The sequence below is a fragment of the Pseudomonas ogarae genome (assembly GCF_014268695.2).
GTDB classification, from domain to species: Bacteria; Pseudomonadota; Gammaproteobacteria; order Pseudomonadales; family Pseudomonadaceae; genus Aquipseudomonas; species Aquipseudomonas kilonensis.
The window spans coordinates 466,050-486,295 of the sequence record NZ_CP077086.1 but is presented as its reverse complement, the minus strand read 5'-3'; the positions used below and the strand labels follow the sequence as shown (position 1 = coordinate 486,295).

General features: G+C 62.3%; 17 protein-coding genes. 3 read left to right on the top strand and 14 right to left on the bottom strand.

The features are described from left to right. Positions 1-32: 32 nt before the first annotated feature. Entirely contained in the window at positions 33-878 is an 846-nt protein-coding gene (locus tag HU749_RS02060) for a sulfotransferase family protein (protein ID WP_014335982.1), read from the bottom strand. Between the two features lie 301 nt (positions 879-1,179). On the opposite strand from HU749_RS02060, the gene HU749_RS02055 reads away from it, so the two are divergent. Next, positions 1,180-1,767, top strand: a complete 588-nt coding sequence (locus tag HU749_RS02055; RefSeq protein ID WP_014335981.1) for a phage tail protein — start codon at positions 1,180-1,182, stop codon at positions 1,765-1,767. A 46-nt stretch (positions 1,768-1,813) separates the two neighbouring features. Next, positions 1,814-2,125: a DUF6916 family protein gene (locus tag HU749_RS02050; RefSeq protein ID WP_014335980.1), complete on the top strand. Its 312-nt coding sequence runs from the start codon at positions 1,814-1,816 to the stop codon at positions 2,123-2,125. Between the two features lie 176 nt (positions 2,126-2,301). On the opposite strand, the gene HU749_RS02045 is transcribed toward HU749_RS02050, so the two are convergent. The 7 genes from HU749_RS02045 to HU749_RS02015 all read right to left on the bottom strand — a co-directional run bounded on the left by HU749_RS02045 (position 2,302) and on the right by HU749_RS02015 (position 11,606). Next, positions 2,302-2,793 (bottom strand): GNAT family N-acetyltransferase, encoded by a 492-nt coding sequence (locus HU749_RS02045; RefSeq protein ID WP_186652544.1) that lies wholly within the window; start codon positions 2,791-2,793, stop codon positions 2,302-2,304. 9 nt (positions 2,794-2,802) lie between these two features. Beyond that, positions 2,803-4,899 carry a site-2 protease family protein gene (locus HU749_RS02040; RefSeq protein WP_186652543.1) on the bottom strand — a complete coding sequence of 699 codons (2,097 nt, stop codon included), beginning with the start codon at positions 4,897-4,899 and terminating at the stop codon, positions 2,803-2,805. A 1-nt stretch (position 4,900) separates the two neighbouring features. Next, the gene (locus HU749_RS02035) at positions 4,901-6,220 is read right to left on the bottom strand and encodes an efflux RND transporter periplasmic adaptor subunit (RefSeq protein ID WP_186652542.1); all 1,320 of its coding nucleotides are present in this window, start codon (positions 6,218-6,220) and stop codon (positions 4,901-4,903) included. Then, a complete protein-coding gene (locus HU749_RS02030; protein WP_186652541.1) occupies positions 6,217-6,993 on the bottom strand; it encodes an efflux RND transporter periplasmic adaptor subunit in 777 nt (258 codons plus the stop codon). Before HU749_RS02030 ends, HU749_RS02035 begins: the two co-directional genes overlap by 4 nt. 244 nt (positions 6,994-7,237) lie before the next feature. Beyond that, complete coding sequence (locus HU749_RS02025) at positions 7,238-9,673, bottom strand: alpha/beta fold hydrolase (protein WP_186652540.1); 2,436 nt, start codon at positions 9,671-9,673, stop codon at positions 7,238-7,240. Between the two features lie 9 nt (positions 9,674-9,682). Beyond that, positions 9,683-11,125: a TIGR01777 family oxidoreductase gene (locus HU749_RS02020; RefSeq protein ID WP_095963011.1), complete on the bottom strand. Its 1,443-nt coding sequence runs from the start codon at positions 11,123-11,125 to the stop codon at positions 9,683-9,685. Further along, the gene (locus tag HU749_RS02015; protein ID WP_176167038.1) at positions 11,118-11,606 is read right to left on the bottom strand and encodes a cell division protein; all 489 of its coding nucleotides are present in this window, start codon (positions 11,604-11,606) and stop codon (positions 11,118-11,120) included. Before HU749_RS02015 ends, HU749_RS02020 begins: the two co-directional genes overlap by 8 nt. Before the next feature lie 415 nt (positions 11,607-12,021). Here HU749_RS02015 and HU749_RS02010 point away from each other — a divergent pair, with 415 nt between their 5' ends. Then, a complete protein-coding gene (locus tag HU749_RS02010; RefSeq protein ID WP_186652539.1) occupies positions 12,022-12,390 on the top strand; it encodes a DUF6124 family protein in 369 nt (122 codons plus the stop codon). A 296-nt stretch (positions 12,391-12,686) separates the two neighbouring features. Here the strand turns inward: HU749_RS02010 and HU749_RS02005 are convergent, their stop codons facing one another. From HU749_RS02005 to HU749_RS01980, 6 genes are all read right to left on the bottom strand, one after another. After that, positions 12,687-13,553 (bottom strand): ABC transporter permease, encoded by an 867-nt coding sequence (locus HU749_RS02005; protein ID WP_046065221.1) that lies wholly within the window; start codon positions 13,551-13,553, stop codon positions 12,687-12,689. A gap of 12 nt (positions 13,554-13,565) precedes the next feature. After that, positions 13,566-14,426 carry an ABC transporter ATP-binding protein gene (locus HU749_RS02000; RefSeq protein ID WP_046065220.1) on the bottom strand — a complete coding sequence of 287 codons (861 nt, stop codon included), beginning with the start codon at positions 14,424-14,426 and terminating at the stop codon, positions 13,566-13,568. Positions 14,427-14,431: 5 nt separating this feature from the next. Beyond that, positions 14,432-15,457, bottom strand: a complete 1,026-nt coding sequence (locus HU749_RS01995) for an ABC transporter substrate-binding protein (RefSeq protein ID WP_186652538.1) — start codon at positions 15,455-15,457, stop codon at positions 14,432-14,434. A 37-nt stretch (positions 15,458-15,494) separates the two neighbouring features. Then, positions 15,495-16,397 carry a TauD/TfdA dioxygenase family protein gene (locus tag HU749_RS01990; RefSeq protein WP_046065218.1) on the bottom strand — a complete coding sequence of 301 codons (903 nt, stop codon included), beginning with the start codon at positions 16,395-16,397 and terminating at the stop codon, positions 15,495-15,497. 304 nt (positions 16,398-16,701) lie between these two features. Then, positions 16,702-18,069 (bottom strand): HlyD family type I secretion periplasmic adaptor subunit, encoded by a 1,368-nt coding sequence (locus HU749_RS01985; protein WP_079301426.1) that lies wholly within the window; start codon positions 18,067-18,069, stop codon positions 16,702-16,704. Further along, positions 18,059-20,215: a type I secretion system permease/ATPase gene (locus HU749_RS01980; protein WP_079301425.1), complete on the bottom strand. Its 2,157-nt coding sequence runs from the start codon at positions 20,213-20,215 to the stop codon at positions 18,059-18,061. Before HU749_RS01980 ends, HU749_RS01985 begins: the two co-directional genes overlap by 11 nt. Positions 20,216-20,246: the final 31 nt, after the last annotated feature.

Sequence of the window (20,246 nt, the reverse complement as noted above, 5' to 3'; positions counted from 1 at the left end):
CTTCTTGAACACGCAAATGAAAAAAACCGCAGTCAGCTGACGGCGGCGTCGGTTTTCATACGAATGACATTGGCGGCGCTTGCGGACCCATCGCGCCAGAACGACAACTCGGCATACTTTTCAAACAGATCCGGCGGCAACAAGGTCCGCCGGGCTTGCGGCGCGACCTTGGGCTTGACCTTGTGCAAGCCGGCAACGCCCAGGGCCTGGTCGAAGGCCGGCGCGTCGTAGGTCAAGTGATTGAAATCGTGTTCGAACCAGGGTTCGCCGATGAACTCGTACACCAGGCGCATCACCCGCTCCGGGGCCTGGCTCAACAAATCGTAATCAACGATCAGCAGCGACTCGGCGTTCTCACCGTAGTAGGCCTCTTTGAGCGCGGTCCAGGCGAACCCCACCAGGCGGTTGCGCTGGGCCAGGGTTTCGCAGCGGCTGTAGACGGTGTTGCGCTCGTCATCGTCGTTGAACAGCTTGGTGTTTTCGAACGGATTGGCGCGGTAGAGCCGCTCCAGGCTGTCGAGCACCCAGGCGACGTTGCGCACACAGGCGATGGTCTTGGCTTGGGGAAACAGATCCTGCAGGGCAGGCAAGCGAGCACACCACTGGCGGTTTGTATCGAAGATGACCGGCTTGTCGGATTTGTCGGCGTAGTAGGAATCGAAGAGACCACGCAAAAGGCGGCGGCGCAGATCGGTGTCGATGACCGAACCGAACTCGCTGCCGGCGCTGCATTGCTGCAGGACGCTGCTGAACAGCGTGCCGACGGGACTGGTCATGCCGGCATGAAAGCGCGGGTTCTGCAACAAAATGGCAGAAAGCAGGGTCGAGCCTGAGCGCGGTAAACCGGAGATAAAGTGAAACTGCGGCAATCCCTTCACCTGTTTGTAGTCCCTTTGTACCGCGAAGCGTAGCCGAGGAAACAATCTTCGCCTAGTAGTACTTTGATATCAGATTCATTCCAAGCTATAAAAAAGATGGACGGTAGAGACGCTCGGGAACCTGAATCGATTAAGCCGTGTCACGACATTTTTCCGCCCGCTTCGCCCGGCAAAATCAAACATCCCGGTCTACGCTCAGCCGTGCGTGACCAGGCCAGGGAATCAAGGAGTCGGGCTGATCGCACTCTTGTCCTTCACGTCCGGGCACTGCAAGACCAATAACCTGAAGGATGAGGAATCTATGGAAGTATTCATCGGCACTATCCAGTCATTCGCCTTTAACTTTGCACCCGCTAATTGGGCCCTGTGCAACGGGCAGACTCTTGCCCTTACTCAATACCAGACCTTGTTCGCCCTGATCGGCGTGACGTACGGAGGCAACGGCCAGACCACCTTCATGCTGCCCAACCTGCAAGGGCGCCTGCCCTTGGGCCAAGGCAATGGCCTGGGCCTGACCCCGCGCGTCATCGGTGAAATCTCCGGCACCGAAAACGTCACCGCCACGATCAACAACCTGCCCAACCACACCCACGCCCTCACCGGCATCACCGCCTCGACCACCCTGCAGTTGGCCAACCCGGCCAGCAATCCGGTGAATACGCCCACGGCCACCAACTCGTTCATCGGCACCTCGGGCACCGGGCCGGGCTCGGCGGCAATCTATTCCGACCAGATAGGCGCTTCGCCAGTGCCGCTGCAAGGCGTGACCACCACGGTCAACGGCACGGTCGCCCCCACGGGCGGCAACATGCCCATGGCGGTCATGAATCCGTTCCTGGCAATCAACTTCAGCATCGCCCTTCAAGGCTACTTCCCGTCCCGTAACTGATGAACCGCCGGAGGGCTGCGGTCCTCCGGCCTTTTGGAGTGTCGACATGCTGCAACAGGTTCATAGCCGCCATTTCCAACCGCTGCTGGGCCAGACCGGCAGCCTGACCCTGCCCGACGGCAGTTGCCTGCCGGTGCGCTTCGAAACCCTCGAAGAAACACCTCGGGCCAAGATGCCGAACACCGAGCGCATGCCCTTCAGCGTGGAATTCAACAGCCTGGAAAGCACGGCGTTCGTGGATGGCCTCTGCGGGCTGGAAGTCCCGGAACTGGGCAAGATAGAAGGGGTGTTCGTGTCGCGGATACCGCCCATGGGACGGGATCCGGCGCTGGGGTATTTCTACATCGCGTTTAACTGATCACACAAAACCTGAGTTCAAAACAAACCTATTGTCGGAGCGGGCTGTGTGGGAGCAAAGCTTGCTCGCGATCCAGGCGCTGCGGTCCTCAAGAGACCGCGGCGTTTTCATCGCGGGCAAGCCTTGCTCCCACACAGCCCGCTCCCACAGGGATTTATGGTGTCTGCAAGATTGGGTCAGTTGCCTTTCGGATACCAGACCAACCGCTCCGCCGCCGGGTTGCGCTCTTGCACTTCGAAACCCAGCGCCAGGTAGTGCCGGCGCGCATGGGGGTTGCTGGCCCAGACCACGGTCGCCACCGGGCAACGGATCTGTTGCGCGGCTTTCTGCACCCCCTGCAACACCGTCCGGCCATAACCTTGCCCACGTGCCTGGGGGATGAAGGCCAGGTACAGCACGCGGATCTCATTGGGGCCAAAATCCGTGCTCAAGGCACCGATGGCGGTGCCGAGTTTTTCCACGATGTAATGCATGGCGTTGGGAAAGTTCTCGCCCAACCCTTGCTCCTGCACCTGGAACTGCTGGGCAATTACCTGCTGCACCTGCTCAGGCTCGCCATCGATCCATTGCAGGTCCGGTCGCGCCGCCTGGTACAGGCTCTGCAGGAACGGCCCATCGCTGACCCGCGATGGACGCACCACCAATCCCTCTGCCGCCACTGAATCCATGCTCACCCCTTAGAACCCGCTTTCCCTGACACCCAACGCCGCCAACCGACGCCAGGCCGCTCCCAACACCGACTCGCCCTTGCCCTGCAACACCGCCACGCCGCGCAGCGGCTGCACCGGAGCCGACGCCTCGTCGACCGCACTCAAGCGCACGCCATATTGCGCCTGCACCGGCTCGGCCCGCTGTTGCGAATCGCGGCGAACCGCAATCGGCCCGTGATGGTCGGACGTCAACGCTTGCTGTTCGACCCAGGCCACGCCATTGGTGTCAATTTCATTCAACTGCACAGCAATCGAGGTGTGCATCGGATCGTCAGCAATGAAGCGTCCCGTGGCACCCGGCTCGACCCGCCAAAGCTCAGCTTCGGTCAAGTACCCGCGCAGCCGCGAATCGGTCTGCACCACCCGCGCCAGCGCCTGCGTGGGCGACAACCAGCGCCCGACCGAAAGTTGCGGCAACAAGTCGCGCACCTGGCCAGCATGGGGCGCACGCAATAACAGGCGTTCACGCTGGGCGACCAGGCCCCGGTACTCGGCCACCGCTTCGGCCAGTTGCTGTTCGATGATGCCAGCATCGGCGGCGGTTTCGCTGCGCCCGGCCTGACGACGCATCTGCAACTGCTGGATCTGGATTTCCCGACGCACGATGGTCAGGCGTGACGCCATGTCCGGCGACTCCAACTCAATCAACACATCGCCCTGGGCCACGGTCTGACCGTCGCGCACATTCACTTGCTTGACCCGCGCCGCCACCGGCGCGTGCAAGGCACTGGCGCGCCCGGCCTCGAGCATGGCCGGCACTTCCACCGCGCTGCGCCAGGGCAGCAACAGCACCAACAGCACCGCCAGCACGACCAGGCCGCTCAGGAGCACCCGAGCACCATGGGCCTGCTCACGGCGGCTCCACCATTGCCGCCATTCATTCACGATGGGCATAAAAATGAACCACACCAATTCCACCATCATCAGAAAAATGCCCAGCACCTTGAAGAACAGGTGATAGACCGCCAGGGCAATCCCGAAAAACAACAACGCCCGCCACAGCCAGGAGCCATAGCCCCACACCAGCAAACGCCGGCGCATCTTCGGCGACCAGGGTTCCGGCGCCGCCGCGCCATAACCGAACAAGGCTTCGCGCAGGCGCCAGCGGCACAGGGCGAATGCACGCCCCTGAAGGTTATCCACCGCCCAGAAATCACTGAGCAGGAAATACCCGTCGAAGCGCATGAAGGGGTTAAGGTTGATGATCAACGTGGTGATCCAGGTGGCGCTGGCCAGCATGAACGCCGCGGTGCGCGCCGGCCCGTCGGGCAGCAGCGACCAGGCCAGCAACGCGATGCACGCCAGCACCAGCTCGGCCAAGACCCCGCCGGCACCGATCAGCAACCGCGCGCGACGATCATTGATCCGCCAGGCGTCGCTGACGTCGGTGTAGAACATCGGCAACAGCACCATGAACGCCACGCCCATGCTTTGCACACGACAACCGGCGCGCTTGGCCATGAACGCATGGCCGAATTCGTGGCACAGCTTGGCGAAGAGCAATGCCGTCCCGAACGCCAGCGCACCACCCAGGCTGAACAGGTGCGGAAACGTCGCGATGAATCGCTGCCAGTCCCGCGACACCAGGAAGATGCCGAGGCCCAGGGTCAGCGGCAAGCCATAGCGCAGGATCCCGGGGCCAAACCGCGCCAACCAGGGCCAGGCACGATTGAGAAACGCGTCCGGGCGCCACAACGGAATGCGAAAAAACAGGTATTGGTGCAGCAGGATCTGCCACAGGCTCTGGCGCTGCGCGGCGGTCTTGAAGAGATAGCTGTCGCGCTGCTGCGGGTCCATTGCGCTGATCAGATCATGACCACGCAAGAAGCCCAGCAACTGCTCCAGCGATTCGCCATTGAGCGGCAGGCCCGGCTCGCGGTTCGCCGCCTGCAACACCTGTTCCGGATCGCCCAGGGACCAGTGTCGCAACATGCGCATCGCCGCCGCGCCCAGCTTGAAATAGCGTCCGCGCACCGGATCGGCCAAGGTCCACTGCGGCGAACCGTCCGGGTCCGGCGCCGCCGGGGACAATTGCAGGTCCGGCCGCAGGCTCGGCAGGTCCATGCTACAGGCCTACGCTCTGGCGCAGGCCGGCCAGTGGTCGACGCAGCAGGTACAACGCCAGCGGCGCGCGGTCGCCGAAGACCTTCGCTGTACCTCGCAGGCCGATACGCGGCGCTTGAGCATCGAAACGTGCATCCAACCGATACGCCAGTTGCCCGGCGGCGGTCGGCTGCGCTTCATAGGCCGAACGTTCGAGCCAGGCCAGGTGTCGCTGCAACGGGTCGCTGTCGAGAAACAACGCCACTTGCGCACCGGGCTCCAGGGCAATCGCGTCGCCCACCGCCAATTCAATACGCAACTCGGCCTGGTTCGGATCGGCGATTTCCATCAGCCGCTCGCCGGTCTGCACGGGCTTGCCGAGCCAGCGCTCGGCGTCGGCAAACACCGCGATGCCGTCCCGCTCGGCGCGTACTTCGCTGCGCTTGAGCAGTTCAAGGGCGTAGTTGCGCTCGGCGCGTTTCTGTTCGACGCGGGCGGCCAGCAAGTCAATCTTCGAACTCGATTCCGCGTCGGCAAACGAGCGCTGGGAGTTGGCCTTGAGTTCCGCCTCGGCCACGCCCAACGCACGCTCGGCCACATCGGCCTGGGCCTTGAGGCTGGTGCTTTCGAAACGCAACAGCAGGTCGCCGTTCTTGACGGCCTGGTTGGGCTTGACCAGGAATTCGGCGATCACCCCATCCAACGGCGCCGCCACCACCTGCCCGCCCAGCGGCACTACTTCGGCCGGGGCCAACACTGACTGGCGCACAGGGATCAGCAAGCCCAGCAGCAACACCGCCACCAGGGCAACCTGGCGCTTGCGTGTCCAGCGCAGGCGCCACGGCTTGCGCGGTTGCAACGCCAGCCACGCATGGCTGTAGGTGTCGCCCAGTTGCGACAGCAGCACTTGTTCGGACGGGGTCCAGGGCAGATCGCGGGCCAGCCACAAGCCACCGAACACCTGGCCCTGATGATCGATCAACGGCAGCCAGAATACTTGCCCGGCCGACAGGCTTCGCCAGTCTGCCCGGATGGCTTCGCTCACGAGATCGCCGGCAATCACCCGGGCCTGATTCAGCACCCCCTGCTTGAACAACTGCGCCACCGCCTGCTCGACAAACGCCACGAACGGCGCATTCGGCTCCACGGTACTGACGCCAGTCACGGCCTGGACCTTGCCGGCGATCAACAACGCGGCGTGGCGAAACCCGAACAAGGCCTGGCCGTCGTTGACCAGGCTGTAGCTCAATTGCGCCGGCGTTCGTGCGGCCCGGGTCTGGCGTTCAAGGTCGAGGAAGCGGGCAAACACCTGCTCGGCGCTGCCCGATATCGGCGCGTTCACTTGGGCTCCGCGAAACGCGCCGTGCCGCTCATGCCCGACAACAGGCCGCTGGCATCCGGCACGTTCGCCACCAGCAGCAAGGTCTGGCTGCCCTCGTCAATGCGCGCGCCCAAGCGCTTGACCGTCGCCTGCAACGGCTTGCCGGTCTCATCGGGAACAAAGGTAAAGGGCTGACCGGGCTTGAGCCTGTCCATCCAGCGTGAAGGCACCAGCAAGTGAATCTCCAGGGTGCGGTTGTCGACCACATCCAGCAACGGCGCGCCGGCTGCGACGCTTTCATAACGCTGGACCTTGCGCGCCACCACTTGCCCGTCGAAGGGTGCGATCACGCTGCAGCGCTTGACCTGGACCTGATACACCTGGGACTGCGCCTGGGCCTCGCTGAGCCGGGCCTCGGCCCGCGACACTTCAAACCGCCCGACAGACTTCAACGCCGCCAACTGTCGGTTATGCGCCAGCTCTTCACCGGCCCCACGGCTCGCCGCCTGGGCCGCATTGAGCTGGGCCTGATAGGCCGAGCAATCGAAACGCGCCAGGGTGTCGCCCTTCTTGAACGACTCGCCCTCACTGAACGGCAACTCGACAATCCGCCCGGCCAACTCACTGGCCAGCACCGCCTGATCCCGCGCCCGAAGCACCCCTCGCGCCTCGTTGCCAGACGCACTGGCCGAAACGTTGCTCTCAAGCAACGGATCGTCGGAAGCCGGCGTTTGCGCCTGGACCCCACACGTTACAAAGGCCAATCCCACAACCCAACTACTTAAACGTCGCATGACCGTTACTCCCTGACGGATGGGCGGAGTCTACGACAGCGGTAGGGGGCGTCAAGGGAGTAACCGTGAAGCAAGGAGAAATCTCTGTGGCGAGGGGATTTATCCCCGCTGGACTGCGCAGCAGTCCCAAGCATGTATTCAATCTCCCTGAAGTACCGAAGCGTCAGGTTTCGAGGCTGCTACGCAGCCTAACGGGGATAAATCCCCTCGCCACAGGTTATGTGGTTGGCAGACATCGCGCTGCCTACTCCACCAACCTCAACTTCCCATCGCAATACACCACCTCACGCCCCAACCAACCCACATCCACCTGAGGCAATACCGCCGAAGGTTTGCGTAATTCACGTAGCAGTGTCGAGCCGTGGGACAAGCGGCCGCCCATCCGCGCGATCACAGCCCGGGCGCTTTGATAGTGGGCATGGCGGCCAGGGTCCAGGGTGTCTTCCAGCAGGATGTCCTCGCCCAAAATACCTTGGGCCTGCCCTGGGTAGATCAAGAACCCACTCGCCTGTTCGGTGCCTTCACGACCGTCCTGCCAGAAGCTGCCGTCGCGGCTGCGGATATCCGGGTGCGGCGCGAACCAATACGTTTGATCGACGCTCGGCATGGCGTGGTGCAGACGGAAGAAAATCCGCATCAGGTTGTCGCGATACCATTCGCGCACTTGCAAGTAGTAACCGCGCAAGCCTGGCAGACCGGTCGAATGGGCCAGGCGAATCGTCAGGGGCCATTGTGGGAAGGCCTGCAGCGGCAGCTCGGTCGGTGCCGGGCGTGGCGTCGCTGGGTCGGTTTCCCAGGGCAGCCGATGGGGGCTGTGTTCAAGATTGTCATAGGCGGTTGGTGGCCGGCCCAGCCAGTCACCGCCGCTGCTGGCCAAGGCACTGGCGATGCACAGGTTGCCTTGCACCACGAACACGTAGAAACGGGTAAACCAGTCGGCCAGTTGCTGGCCGTCTGCGCCTTGTCCGGTCAGTTCGTGCAGCTCTCGGTCAAAACGTCGCAAGCCGTTTTCCAGCGTCAGCAAATGCCCGCGGGCAATGCGTTGCATACGCAGGAACAACGGCAGCGAACGCAGCAGACGTAGCGGCCGCCAAGGCAGGTGCGGTGTCGCGCCGCCGACCTCGCCGGCGTAGCTGCTGGCGCTGATGCCCCAGTCGGCCAGCCGGGCGAGAAACAGGTCGTTGTTGATATACGAAGCACCGCCAAACACCGCCGTGAAAGGCTCGTTGTCTTGCAGTACCCGCGGATCCCAACGCGCCATGATCGCCGGAATGCTCGCCGCCGCGCGGCGCTGGGCGTACTCCACCAATACGCTGGGTTGCGGTGGCAGGATCTCGGCGATGTTGGCGGCGGTCAGGTGGCGGCGCCAGCCGTAGTCGCTGATCGGCCGGTACTGCAGCAGCCAGAGTTGCGTGCCGTCCCAGGCCCATTCAACGTCGCCGGGTACGTAATGAAAGACCCGCAATACGCCTTGGAGAAACCGCCACAGCAGGTCCGCAGTCAGGCCGTGGGCTGGCTTGAATGTATCGCTGTTCCACGCCGCGCCAAGACGGGAAATGATCGCCCGCTCCGGGCTCACCTTACCATCGGCCAACGACTCCAGATGACCTTCGACCCATTCCAGTTCGACTGACAGGTGACGCACGAAGGCAATCCCGGACAGCTGTGGTGTGATGAAGCGCTGCACCACCACTTCTTCGACACCTGCCGCACTCAACTCGGCAATGCGCGCCGGCACATTATGCGTCGGCTCGCGCAGGAACGTGGTACTCAAGCCGGCATTGGCCGCATCGGCCTGATCCTCCCCATAACTGGAGGAGCGCACTGCCCAGATAGCGTCCGGCTGGCTCTCCAGAAAGTTTGCCAAGCGCGGGTCAGCGCAATCGTTGAGCGACAGCGCCGCAGGCACCGGCTGCCCAGCCAGCGCCGCCAGGCGCAAGCGACCGCCTTTGGTGTGCGCGACGAAACCACGTTCGCCCGACTCCAGCCACGCCGCGAACTCAGCGGGTGAGTCGATCCACGGGTAATGGCCCCAACCGGGTTTCAGGCTGATGGTCAAATCGGCACGGGCAAGAATGGCCGACCATGCTGCCGCCTGCGCGACGCCCAGTACCTTGTCCTGATCGCCCCACACCAGTTCGACCGGGTCGGTGATCCACTCCAACAATGGCAAGGCGGTGTCGGCACGCACCAAGTCCCAGTGCGGCACAAAGGCGCGGCAGCGAGCATAGCCGGCGCCCATGCGCTGGTACTGCGCGGGCGTCCAGGCCTGGCTGGAAAACTTGTGGGCAAACAGCGTCGGTTTGTTCGCCAGCAGCCAGTGAATGGTCTTGCGAATCGGCAGCGGCGACATCAACGCCGGCAGCCGTCGTTGCCACAAAAACGCACCCACCGGCGCCAACAACACGCTGCGACAAAAATGCCCCGGCTGACGTTGCAAGGCGTGCAGCACCAGCAAGGCGTTGACCCCGACCGCCATGATCGCGCTGCCCTTGTCCGTTGCCGCCAACAACGCCTGGGCGTAGGCCGCCAAGTCTTCGCAGGGAGCCTGAGGGTTGTTGCCGAAGCCGGGCAGCTCCAGCGGCACCACATTGTGGTGTTGAAAGTGCGGCAACGCATCGTCCCACCAATCGGCAGCGCTTCCGTTGCCAGCCAGCAGGTACATCCGGGGCTTGCTCATGGGCGCTCCTCAGGCCAGGTCGCGCAGGGCAGCGTCGAGCGTCGGGTAACGGAACGTATAGCCCGCCTCGACGAGACGACTTGGCAGCACACGTTGGCCGTCGAAAAACAACTGGGCCATTTCGCCTGCCAAGGCACGCACCGGCGCGGCGGGAATGTGGAACCACACCGGGCGCTTGAGCATCTTGCCAACGCTTTCGGCGAACAGCGCCTGACTGACTGTTTCTGGCGCCACCAGGTTGTAGGTGCCGCTCAGGCTTTGGTCATCGAAGGCCCGGGCGATCACCTGGATCACGTCGTCGCGGTGCACCCAACTCATGATTTGCCGACCGTCACCCATCCGCCCACCAAACCCCAGGCGAAATGGAATCAGCAACGGCAACAAAGCACCGCCCGGGCCAAACACCACGCCCAGGCGCATCACCACCTGGCGCACGCCCAACTCCGTGGCAGGCCGAGCCGAGGCTTCCCAACGCACACAGAGTTCAGCCATGAAACCATCGCCCTGGGCGGCACTTTCATCGAGGCTTTCGCTGGCGTCACGCACGCCATAAAAACCGACGGCCGAGGCCTGTATCCACAACGCCGGTTTGTGCCGGGCGTTTTTCAACCAGGTCATCAAGGCTTCAGTGGTATTGACCCGACTGGCGATGAGTTGCGCCTGGCGCGCGGGGCTCCAGCGCGGCCCGGCGACCGGCGCGCCTGCCAGGTTGATCACCACATCAAAGGTTTCGTCATGACCCAACTTGCCCAAGGAGCGCAGGCAACGGGCGCGGCCATCAAACAGATAGGCCGCTTTCAACGGATCACGGGCCAGCACGCTGACCGTGTGCCCGGCGTCGAGCAGTTGATTGACCAGCGTCTCGCCGATAAACCCGGTGCCCCCGGTCACCAGCACGCGCTTGTAGGCACCACCGGCAAACGGGTTGGCGGGCTTGCCCGCGCGTTGCATGCGCAGGGCCGCCAAGCCGTCGCGAATCCCCGAGGCCGTAACCCCAATGGCGAACAAGGTCAGCAGCCAACCGCGCCAGCCGAGGTCGATCGCGCTCAGGCCGGTGGGCAAACTCGCCCACTGCGCCAGTTGCACGCCGTACAGCGCGAAGAAGGCCCCGCCGTTGACCGCCAGCACCGTGTGCATGATGCGCTCGATGGCGGGCAGCTTGCGGCTACGGTCCTCGACCACGAAATCCCAGAGCGTCAGGCCGATCTCCAAGGCGAACAGCAGCGCGATGACAATCGCCCACGTCCCCTCGAAGGCCAAGTGCGCCATGCCCAGGAACAGGATCCCGTAGAAGCACGAGCGCAGGGCGTGGATAGAGAGTTCCAGCCGAGCACTGTGGCGATAGGGCAAGGCGACGGTGAGTTCGTGGTGATAGAGGGTATCCAGCGCACCGAGGATCGCCTGGGCAATCAGCAGGGTGATGGCCCAGTCCAGCAGTGAAAAGTCAGGCATGGTTTGAATCACTCGACGCGTTGTCAGTCAGGGAGGTGCGGCGGTCGTGGCGATAGAGCCAGAACAGCGGCGGCAATAAAACGAGCAGGGCGACGCTGTCGAACCACAGGTGCGACCAGACCTGGGCCTGGGCGGAAATCAGCATGTCCTGGGGCGCCCACAGCAGGATGCCGGCGATTAACCATCCCCAAGGCATGGCGCGCTTCAATCGATTGCCGATATGGACGAGGGCGAGCATATACAGCCCATAGCTCTGCAATGTGGCGCCGAACAAGGCCAGCCACCAGACCTGTTGCGCGCGGGCCGTGACGGGCACTGAGTCGGCTCCCCAGAAAGCCTGTTCGATGGTGTTCAGGTAGTTATCGAGCAAGCCGGAATGACCGGCCCAGGTCAGCGTGACGCCAGCGAGCAGATGCATCAGAGCGGCGGCATATAACCAAACGACCAGAGCTTTGCGAAGGGGACTGTGAGGGGGTGGCATTCCATGTCCTGAAGGCTTGCTTGAGGGCGGCCAGTCTAAAGGAAATGGAGAGGGCTTTACTTGGCTAATTGGGTTTGGTGCAGCTCGTACAGCAGCGTCCTAGGAGATTTCCTTCAAGTTGTGGCGATGTTGGTGAACTTGTCCGCCTTTGGGCTCACCGCTAGTCTGGGTTTGTCACTGAAAAAACGGTGACACGGACGTGCAAGTCCGGGTAAAAGAACGCCAAATAATGCCACCAGCCATTTAATGAGCATTCGTGCCCGTGTTTTATGGCGGCTGTGTGTGGGGAGACCTTCGGGTCTGCCGAGGTTTTTTTGGTGGTTCCTACTCGGTCTTGCACACCCTCACATAGCTGCCACCCTTATATCGCGTGCAAGCGAGCTAGGGCGGCTCTGATTGAATAGGAAGCCAAAACATGTTCAAGGTAACTCCGAATCCGCCAGGAAGCCCTGGCAACTCCGACAAGTCCTCAAAAACCAAAAAACTCGACGAAGCCGCCGAGCGCGCCCTCGACTACTACCTCAACCCCAAACCGGCCGATGAAGCCTCGGGTAAAACCCAAGCATCCCAACTCTTCATGGTCGCCCCGGACATCGACACCGAAACCCTGTTGGCCAATGCCTCCGAAGACCTGCTGTCCATCAGCGCCATCGCCGCCGACCTGGCCGATGATGTCGACGGTTCGCGCCGCAGCGTCATCCTGGCAATCAGCCGGATGGCCGATGGGGTGCATTTGTTGGTGGAAAGGGCGATGGATCGGCTGGAGGTTCAAGCAGCTGGCTGACAGGCCTGTGGTGAATTGAGGATTGCCATCGCGAGCAAGCTCGCTCCCACACTGGATCTGTGTCGAACAGAAATATCGAGATCAACGCCGATCAACTGTGGGAGCGAGCTTGCTCGCGATGACGTCAGCCCAGACAACCCAAAACCCTGTGGCGAGGGAGCTTGCTCCCGCTGGCCTGCGAAGCAGGCCCCCAGCATTCCTTCAGGCAAACCGCATGGCCCGGTTTTGCGACTGCTGCGCAGCCGAGCGGGAGCAAGCTCCCTCGCCACGGGTTCGGCGTATTACTTCAGAACGGTTCACCGCTGCATCCCCCAGCGCTTCACCGTCACCCGCTCCAAACTGTCGAACACCAGGTTCTCCACCAGCAACCCGATCAGAATCACCACCGCTAACCCGGCAAACACCTTGTCGGTGTACAGCTCGTTGCGGTTCTGGAAGATGTACCAGCCCAGGCCACCCTTGCCGCTGGTGGCGCCGAACACCAGTTCGGCGGCGATCAGAGTGCGCCAGGCGAAGGCCCAGCCGATTTTCAGCCCGGCGAGGATCGACGGCAGCGCCGCCGGGATCAGGATGAACAACACAAACCGCAGGCCCTTGAGCCCGTAGTTGCGCCCGGCCATGCGCAGCGTTTCCGACACGCCGAGAAAACCCGCATACATGTTCAACGCCAGTGCCCACAGCACCGAATGCACCAGCACGAAAATCAGGCTGTTCTGCCCCAGGCCGAACCACAGCAGCGCCAACGGCAACAGGGCGATGGCCGGCAACGGGTTGAACATCGACGTCAGGGTGCTGAGCAAGTCGCGACCGAACTGGGTCGACACGGCCAGTGTGGTCAAGCCAAACGCCAGGACGATCCCCAGCAGGTAGCCCTTGAGCAGCACTACCAGGGAAATCCACACCTTGCCCAGCAGCTCGCCGCTGAGCAAACCGTCGTACAACGCGCTGGCGGTCTGCAGGAAGCTCGGCAGCAGCAGGTCGTTGTTCTGGTATCGGGCCACACCCTCCCACACCAGCGCCAGCAACAACAGGATCAGACTTTTGCGCAGCCAACCCTGTTGCCAGAGGCGCTGGCCCAAGGGCAACTCGCGCTCCAGTGGCACATGGGTCAAGGGTTGTAATTGGACTTCGTATTCTTCGCGCGCAGGCGATAACTGGCTCATGGAACGCTCCCCTTAATACGCGATACGGATATCGGCGAAATCCAGCTCACGCTCGGTGTCCGGCGACTGGTTTTCATCGAACAGCAACCGATGAATCCGCCGCGCCGTGTGCTGGAACCCCACGCCGCCGAGGCTGTGCAGATCGTATTGATGGCTGTGGATTTCCGCCCGTACCCTTCCTGGGTGCGGCGACAGCAGCAGGATGCGATTACCCACCACCAGCGCTTCTTCGATGGAGTGAGTGACGAACAACAACGTGAAACGCACCTCCTCCCAAAGCAGCAGCAACTCTTCCTGCATCTTGCGTCGGGTCAGGGCATCGAGGGCGGCAAAGGGCTCGTCCATCAGCAGGATCTTCGGCTGCATCGCCAGCGCTCGGGCAATCGCAACGCGGGCCTTCATCCCACCGGACAAGGTATGGGGGTAGGCATCGGCAAACGCCGCCAGGCCGACTTTGTCGAGATAGTGCAGTGCCCGCTCCTCGGCCTCGCGACGTTTGAGCGTGCCGGATGCCAGCAGCGCGAACATCACGTTCTGCTTCACGGTTTTCCAGGGCGGCAGTTGATCGAACTCCTGGAACACCACGATCCGGTCCGGGCCCGGGGCGTTGACGGTCTGGCCTTGCAAGCGAATCTCGCCTTCGCACGGCGTGATGAAGCCGCCAATGGCCTTGAGCAAGGTGGACTTGCCGCAGCCCGATGGGCCGAGCAATACGAAACGGTCCGCCGGGTCGACTTCGAAACTGACCTCGTGGGTGGCGCGCACCACGCGTTGCGGGGTGCGGTATTCCAGGCTGACGTTATCCACCGACAACAACGCCGTGCCAGTGGAGGTGGGGTTGCTGGCCGCGTGGCCTTGCAAAAGCGCGTTCATGACAATCAGCTCCCCTGCAACGGTTTGGCGTCCTGGAAGAAATAGTCTTCCCACGACGCCGGCTTGTTCTTGATGGCGCCGACGCGGTAGAGGAATTCCGCCAGCGGGTAGGTGTTTTTTGGGCTGACGGTGAATTCGATCTGCGGGTTGTCGATGATCTTCAGCAACGTCGCCCGGTCGATCTTGGCCTTGGTTACCCGCAGGTAGGTGTCCACCGCCGCACCTCTGTCCTTCTGGGCGAACTCGGCCGCTTCGGTCAGCGCCTCGACGAATGCCTTGTAGGTTTTCGGGTTTTCATCGCGGAATTTCTCGGTGGCGAACAGCACCGTGGGTGAATTCGGTCCGAGCACGTCATAGGAATTGAGTACCACGTGGACGTTGGGGTTTTGCAGGGCCTGGTCCTGGAACGGCGGGTTGGAAAAGTGCCCGGTCAATTCGGTGCCGCCGGCAATCAACGCGGCCGTGGCGTCCGGATGCGGAACCGCCAGGGTGTACTTGTCGAGGCGGTTGAATTCCTTGTCGCCCCACTGTTTCGCAGCGGCGTATTGCAGGAAACGCGACTGCACCGAAACACCCACCGCCGGCACCGCGATGCGGTCCTTCTCGGTGAAGTCGGCGATGGTCTTGACGTTCGGGTTGTTGCTCAACAGGTAATAGGGAAAGTTGCCCAGGGAGGCCACGGCCTTGACGTTCTGCTTGCCACGGGTGCGGTCCCAGACCGTCAACAACGGCCCGACGCCGGCCCCGGCAATGTCGATGGAGCCCGACAGCAACGCATCGTTGACCGCCGCGCCGCCGGACAACTGGGTCCAATCGACCTTGATCTCGATGCCCTCCTGTTTGCCGTATTTTTCGATCAATTGTTGATCGCGGACCACGTTCAGCAGCAAGTAAACAATACCGAACTGTTCGGCGATACGAATCTCGCCCTCGGCGTGGGCGCTGGCCGGCGTGACCAGGCTGCCGGCCAGCAAACTGAATCCCAGGCCGATGGCAGCGGCCAGCGGTGCAAAAGCAATGCGTTTGGACATGGTGATACTCCGGGCTCTTTGCGCGAGGCGCAGCCGATCAGAAAGGGGCGTCGCCCTGGATGGTGGTGCGATACAGCTTGCGGCGCAGATGACTCGGGCAACCGGCGGCCAAGTGGATCAACGAGCGGTTGTCCCAGAACACCAGGTCATGGGGCTGCCATTGATGGCGATAGATGTTCTGCGGCAACACGCTGTAGGCATACAACTCGGCCAGGATGGCTCTGCTTTCGTCCTCCGGCAGACCGACGATGCGGGTGGTAAACCCCTCGCTGATGAACAACGCCTTGCGCCCGTTTTCCGGGTGCGTACGCACGATCGGATGCACCACTTCGGCAACCTGGGCCAGTTGCTCTGGTGTGAGTGTCGGGCGCCAGTTGCCTTCGAATTTGGTCTCGCTGTAGCGCGCCGTGTAGGAATGCGCCGCCGAACGGCCTTCCACGGCTTTACGCAGCGTTTCGGGCAGACCGTCCCAGGCTTTGTGCATGTCGGCAAACAACGTGTCGCCGCCTTCGCTCGGCAGCTCCTGGGCGTGAAGCATCGAGCCGAGGCTGGGCAGTTCCTTATACGAAAGGTCCGAATGCCAGAACTTGCCGGCATCGCCGAGGCCGATGGATTGGCCGTTCTCGATGATGTTGGAGACGATGAGGATTTCCGGATGCCCGGCCAACAGGAACTGCTTGAGCACATGGATCTGCAGCACGCCAAAACGGCGGCTGAAGGCGATCTGTTGTTCAGGGGTGATGCGTTGGTCGCGGAACACCACGACGTGATAGTCCAGATGCGCGCGATGGATGCGGGCGAAATCCTGGTCGTTGATCGGTCGGGACAGGTCCAGCCCGACGATTTCGGCGCCTACGGCATCGCGCAACGGACGGATGTCGAACGACTGCGATGCAATGTTCGCGATAGGTGAATCTGGAGAATAAGAGACGGCTGACATACATCACTCCCACGCACGACGCGCTTGAACAGGCGCGCAATCGATCAAAACTCACGGCGTTACCGTGTTGGTTTATGTCGTGCGGCGCGCCGATTGGTCGGCAGGTACGCAGGGGGATGACTTTAAAGGTATAAGAACAGTAATTTAAATACCGTTAACGAATAACGATATGACCTGGAGTTTTGCACCGCACCGCTGTGGGAGCAAGGCTTGCCCGCGATGAAGACAACGCGATCTTTCAGGAACCGAGGCGCCTGTTTCGCGAGCAAGCTTTGCTCCCACACATGGGAATGTAGCCAGGGTGCTACCGCTCGTGCAATGCCTCGGCCCGGGCCTTGATGATTGGCTTGAGCAGGTAGCTGAGCACGGTTTTCTTGCCGGTGATGATGTCCACCGACGCCACCATGCCCGGAATGATCAGCAGGGGTTTGTCATCAGTGCCCAGGTGGCTGCGTTCGGTGCGCAGCTTGATGATGTAGTAGGTGGTTTTCTTGTCTTCATCGGTGATGGTGTCGGCGCCGATCTGTTCCAGCTTGGCTTTCATCCCTCCGTAGATGGTGTAGTCGTACGCGGTGAATTTTACCGTGGCGTCCTGGCCGGGGTGCAGGAAGGCGATGTCCTGGGGACGGATTTTCGCTTCCACCAGGATGGTGTCGTCCAGCGGCACGATTTCCACCAGGTCGCTGCCGGGCTGGATCACGCCGCCGATGGTGTTCACCAGCAACTTGTTGACGATGCCACGCACGGGCGATGTCACCAGGGTCCGGCTCACCCGGTCTTCCAGGGCTTTGCCGGTGGCCTGGGCCTTGTTCAAGTCGGTGCGAGCTTCGTTGAGCTGGGTCAGGGCTTCGCTGCGGAACTTGCCGCGGGTCTCGTCGATCTTGCGCTGCACTTCCTTGATCGCCGATTCGGCACGCGGGATCGCCAGCGTCGTGGCGTCCAGTTGCCCACGGGTCTCGACCTCGGCGCGCTTGAGCCGCAGCACTTCCACCGGCGATACCGCGCCCTGGGCCACCAACGGCTCGGACATGTTGATTTCCTGGCGTTGCAGCGCCAGGCCGGAGCGGTACTGCGCCTGCTTGGACACGAATTCGCGCAGTTCCTGCTGGCGCTGGATCAACTGCTCCTGCAAGCCGCCGATTTCATCGTGCAACTGCTGGCGGCGGCTGATGTACAGCGACTCCTCGCTGGCTGCCTGGCCCGGCACCGCCTTGAGCACATCGGCCGGGAAGTTCAGCGGCCGGTCATCGACCTCGGCACTCAAGCGCTCGACCCGCAACAGCATGGACTGGCGGTCAGCCTCGGTTTCGCCGACATTGGAGACAAACCGGGTGTCATCCAGGCGAATCAACGGCGCGCCGGCATCGACGATCTGCCCTTCCGTGACGAACAACTCAGCGACGATGCCGCCTTCCAGGTTCTGGATTTTCTGGATCTTGGACGAGGGAATCGCCTTGCCGTCGCCCTTGGTCACTTCGTCGATCACGGCGAAGTTGGCCCACAACATCAGGAACACAAAGAAACCGATGATGCCCCAGATCGTCAAGCGCACCACCCGGGGAGCATCCTCGATCAGGGCTTTGTTGACCTCGGGCAGCGGTTGGCCGTGCAGCGAGTCGGAGCCTTTGAAATAGCGGCCCACAGCGCCCTTTAAACCGGATTTAAGCAACACTGATCTGCCCCTTCTTCAACGCTTCCATGACAGCGGCTTTCGGGCCGTCGGCGAGGATCTGTCCACGGTCGATCACCAGCAGGCGGTCCACCAGCGACAGCAAGGAGGCCCGGTGCGTCACCAGCAGCACAGTCTTGTTTTCCACCACGGCAGCCAGGCGCTGTTTCAAGCGCTCTTCACCGGTGTTGTCCATGGCGCTGGTGGGTTCGTCCAGCAACAGGATGGGCGGGTTGAGCAGCAGCGCGCGGGCCAGGGCGACGTTCTGGCGCTGACCACCGGACAGGTTCTGTCCACGCTCACCGACTTGCAGTTCATAGCCTTGCGGATGCAGGCGGGCAAACTCATGCACGCCTGCCAGTTCTGCGGCCTGGAGCACCAGCTCATCTTCGACGTACCGGGCGCCGGAAGTCAGGTTGTCGCGCAGCGTACCGGCCAGCAGCTGGATGTCCTGGGGCACGTAGCCTATGTTGTAACGCAGCTCGCTGACGTCGATCTGGCGGATGTCCACACCGTCCACCAGCAAGGCACCGTCATCGGGTTGGTAAAGCCCCACCAGCAACTTGGCCAGGGAACTCTTGCCCGAGCCGCTGCGGCCAATGATGCCGATTTTCTCGCCCGGCTTGATCACCAGGTTGATGTTCTTCAGCGCGGCGTTCTGCTGGTTCGGGTAAGTGAAATTCAACTGGCGGCATTCAATGGCGCCCTGCAGGACCTTGCGGCTCAGCGGGCGCTCGTCGAAATTACGCTCCTGGGGCAGCTCCATCATCTCGTCGACCGAGGTCATGGTCACCCGCGCCTGCTGGTAGCGGGTCAGCAAACCCGACAACGACGCCAATGGGCTGAGGGCGCGACCGCTGAGCATGTAGCAGGCGATCAGCCCGCCCATGCTCAAGCTGCCAGCGATGATCTGGTAAACGCCGAAGACGATCATGATCACCCCGGCCAATTGCTGGATCAGCAAGGTGATGTTCATCGCCAGGCCAGACAACATCTTCACCCGCAGTTCGAGGCGACTGAGGGTGCCGATGGTCTGCTCCCACTGATACTGGCGCTCGCTCTCGGCATTGTTGACCTTCACCGCGTCCAGGCCGGACAGGGTTTCGATCAGGCTGGATTGGCGCTCGGCGCCCAAGGCCATGGTTCGCTCCATGGTCGCCACCAAAGGCTTCTGCAGCGCATAACCGATCAGCAGGGCAATCGGGAACGCCAGCACTGGAATCCACACCAAGTGTCCGCCGAGGATCGCGATGACCGCGAAGATCAGCAGGGTGAACGGCAGGTCGATCAGGCTGGTGAGGGTCAGCGAGGCGAGGAAGTCCCGCAGGCTCTGGAATTCATGGATGTTCTGGGCAAAGCTGCCGACCCGCGCCGGGCGGTATTTCATGGCCATGCCGACGATGCGCTCGAACAGCGTCGCCGAAATGATCAGGTCGGTTTTCTTGCCGGCCAGGTCCAGGCACAGGCTGCGCAGCATCTTCAGGATCAAGTCGAACACATAGGCGCCAGTGATGCCGACAGCCAGCACCCACAGGGTCGCTTCGGCCTGGTTCGGCACCACGCGGTCGTAGACGTTCATCACGAACAGCGGCGCGGCCATGGCAATGATGTTGATCAGCAGGCTTGCCGCGATAGCATCGGCATACAACCAGCGGGACCGCTTGAGGGTGTCGCGAAACCACGAACGCGCCCGGGGAATCAGCGTGCCGTGGTTCACGTCAAATTTATGCTGCGGCTGGGCAAAGAACACCTTGCCGCTGTAGTCATCGGCCAGCAGGTCACGACTGACCGTGACTTCACCACCATCGCTTTCGCTGAGCAGCAGCCGCGCCTGGTCATCGCCGACCCAGCCCAGCAGCACGGCGCTGCGGCCGTCCTTGAGCAGCAACAGCGCCGGCATGGCGATGGCCGGGATCTGCTCGAGCTTGCGTTGCAGCACCCGGCCTTGCAGACCGGCGCGGGCCGCCGCGCGCGACAATAATTCGACGCTCAGCCGTTGCTTGGGCAGCGGCAGGCCGGTGGTGAGCATTGCCGCACTGGCCGGCTTCTGATGCAGCATGCAGAGCGCCAACAAGCCGTCCAGCAGCGGGTCGTCGTGCAGCGTGCGCGGGTCATGAACTAGTTCAACTGGACTGACTTCTGATTCCACGCTCGGCACTCTGACTGATTAAAACAGGTGG

What these genes read in the sequence shown, in the direction of transcription:
- HU749_RS02055 (WP_014335981.1), top strand. Translation starts at nt 1,180, where the DNA reads ATGGAAGTATTCATCGGCACTATCCAGTCATTCGCCTTTAACTTTGCA.
- HU749_RS02050 (WP_014335980.1), top strand. Translation starts at nt 1,814, where the DNA reads ATGCTGCAACAGGTTCATAGCCGCCATTTCCAACCGCTGCTGGGCCAG.
- HU749_RS02045 (WP_186652544.1), bottom strand. Translation starts at nt 2,793, where the DNA reads ATGGATTCAGTGGCGGCAGAGGGATTGGTGGTGCGTCCATCGCGGGTC.
- HU749_RS02040 (WP_186652543.1), bottom strand. Translation starts at nt 4,899, where the DNA reads ATGGACCTGCCGAGCCTGCGGCCGGACCTGCAATTGTCCCCGGCGGCG.
- HU749_RS02030 (WP_186652541.1), bottom strand. Translation starts at nt 6,993, where the DNA reads ATGCGACGTTTAAGTAGTTGGGTTGTGGGATTGGCCTTTGTAACGTGT.
- HU749_RS02025 (WP_186652540.1), bottom strand. Translation starts at nt 9,673, where the DNA reads ATGAGCAAGCCCCGGATGTACCTGCTGGCTGGCAACGGAAGCGCTGCC.
- HU749_RS02020 (WP_095963011.1), bottom strand. Translation starts at nt 11,125, where the DNA reads ATGCCTGACTTTTCACTGCTGGACTGGGCCATCACCCTGCTGATTGCC.
- HU749_RS02015 (WP_176167038.1), bottom strand. Translation starts at nt 11,606, where the DNA reads ATGCCACCCCCTCACAGTCCCCTTCGCAAAGCTCTGGTCGTTTGGTTA.
- HU749_RS02010 (WP_186652539.1), top strand. Translation starts at nt 12,022, where the DNA reads ATGTTCAAGGTAACTCCGAATCCGCCAGGAAGCCCTGGCAACTCCGAC.
- HU749_RS02005 (WP_046065221.1), bottom strand. Translation starts at nt 13,553, where the DNA reads ATGAGCCAGTTATCGCCTGCGCGCGAAGAATACGAAGTCCAATTACAA.
- HU749_RS02000 (WP_046065220.1), bottom strand. Translation starts at nt 14,426, where the DNA reads ATGAACGCGCTTTTGCAAGGCCACGCGGCCAGCAACCCCACCTCCACT.
- HU749_RS01995 (WP_186652538.1), bottom strand. Translation starts at nt 15,457, where the DNA reads ATGTCCAAACGCATTGCTTTTGCACCGCTGGCCGCTGCCATCGGCCTG.
- HU749_RS01990 (WP_046065218.1), bottom strand. Translation starts at nt 16,397, where the DNA reads ATGTCAGCCGTCTCTTATTCTCCAGATTCACCTATCGCGAACATTGCA.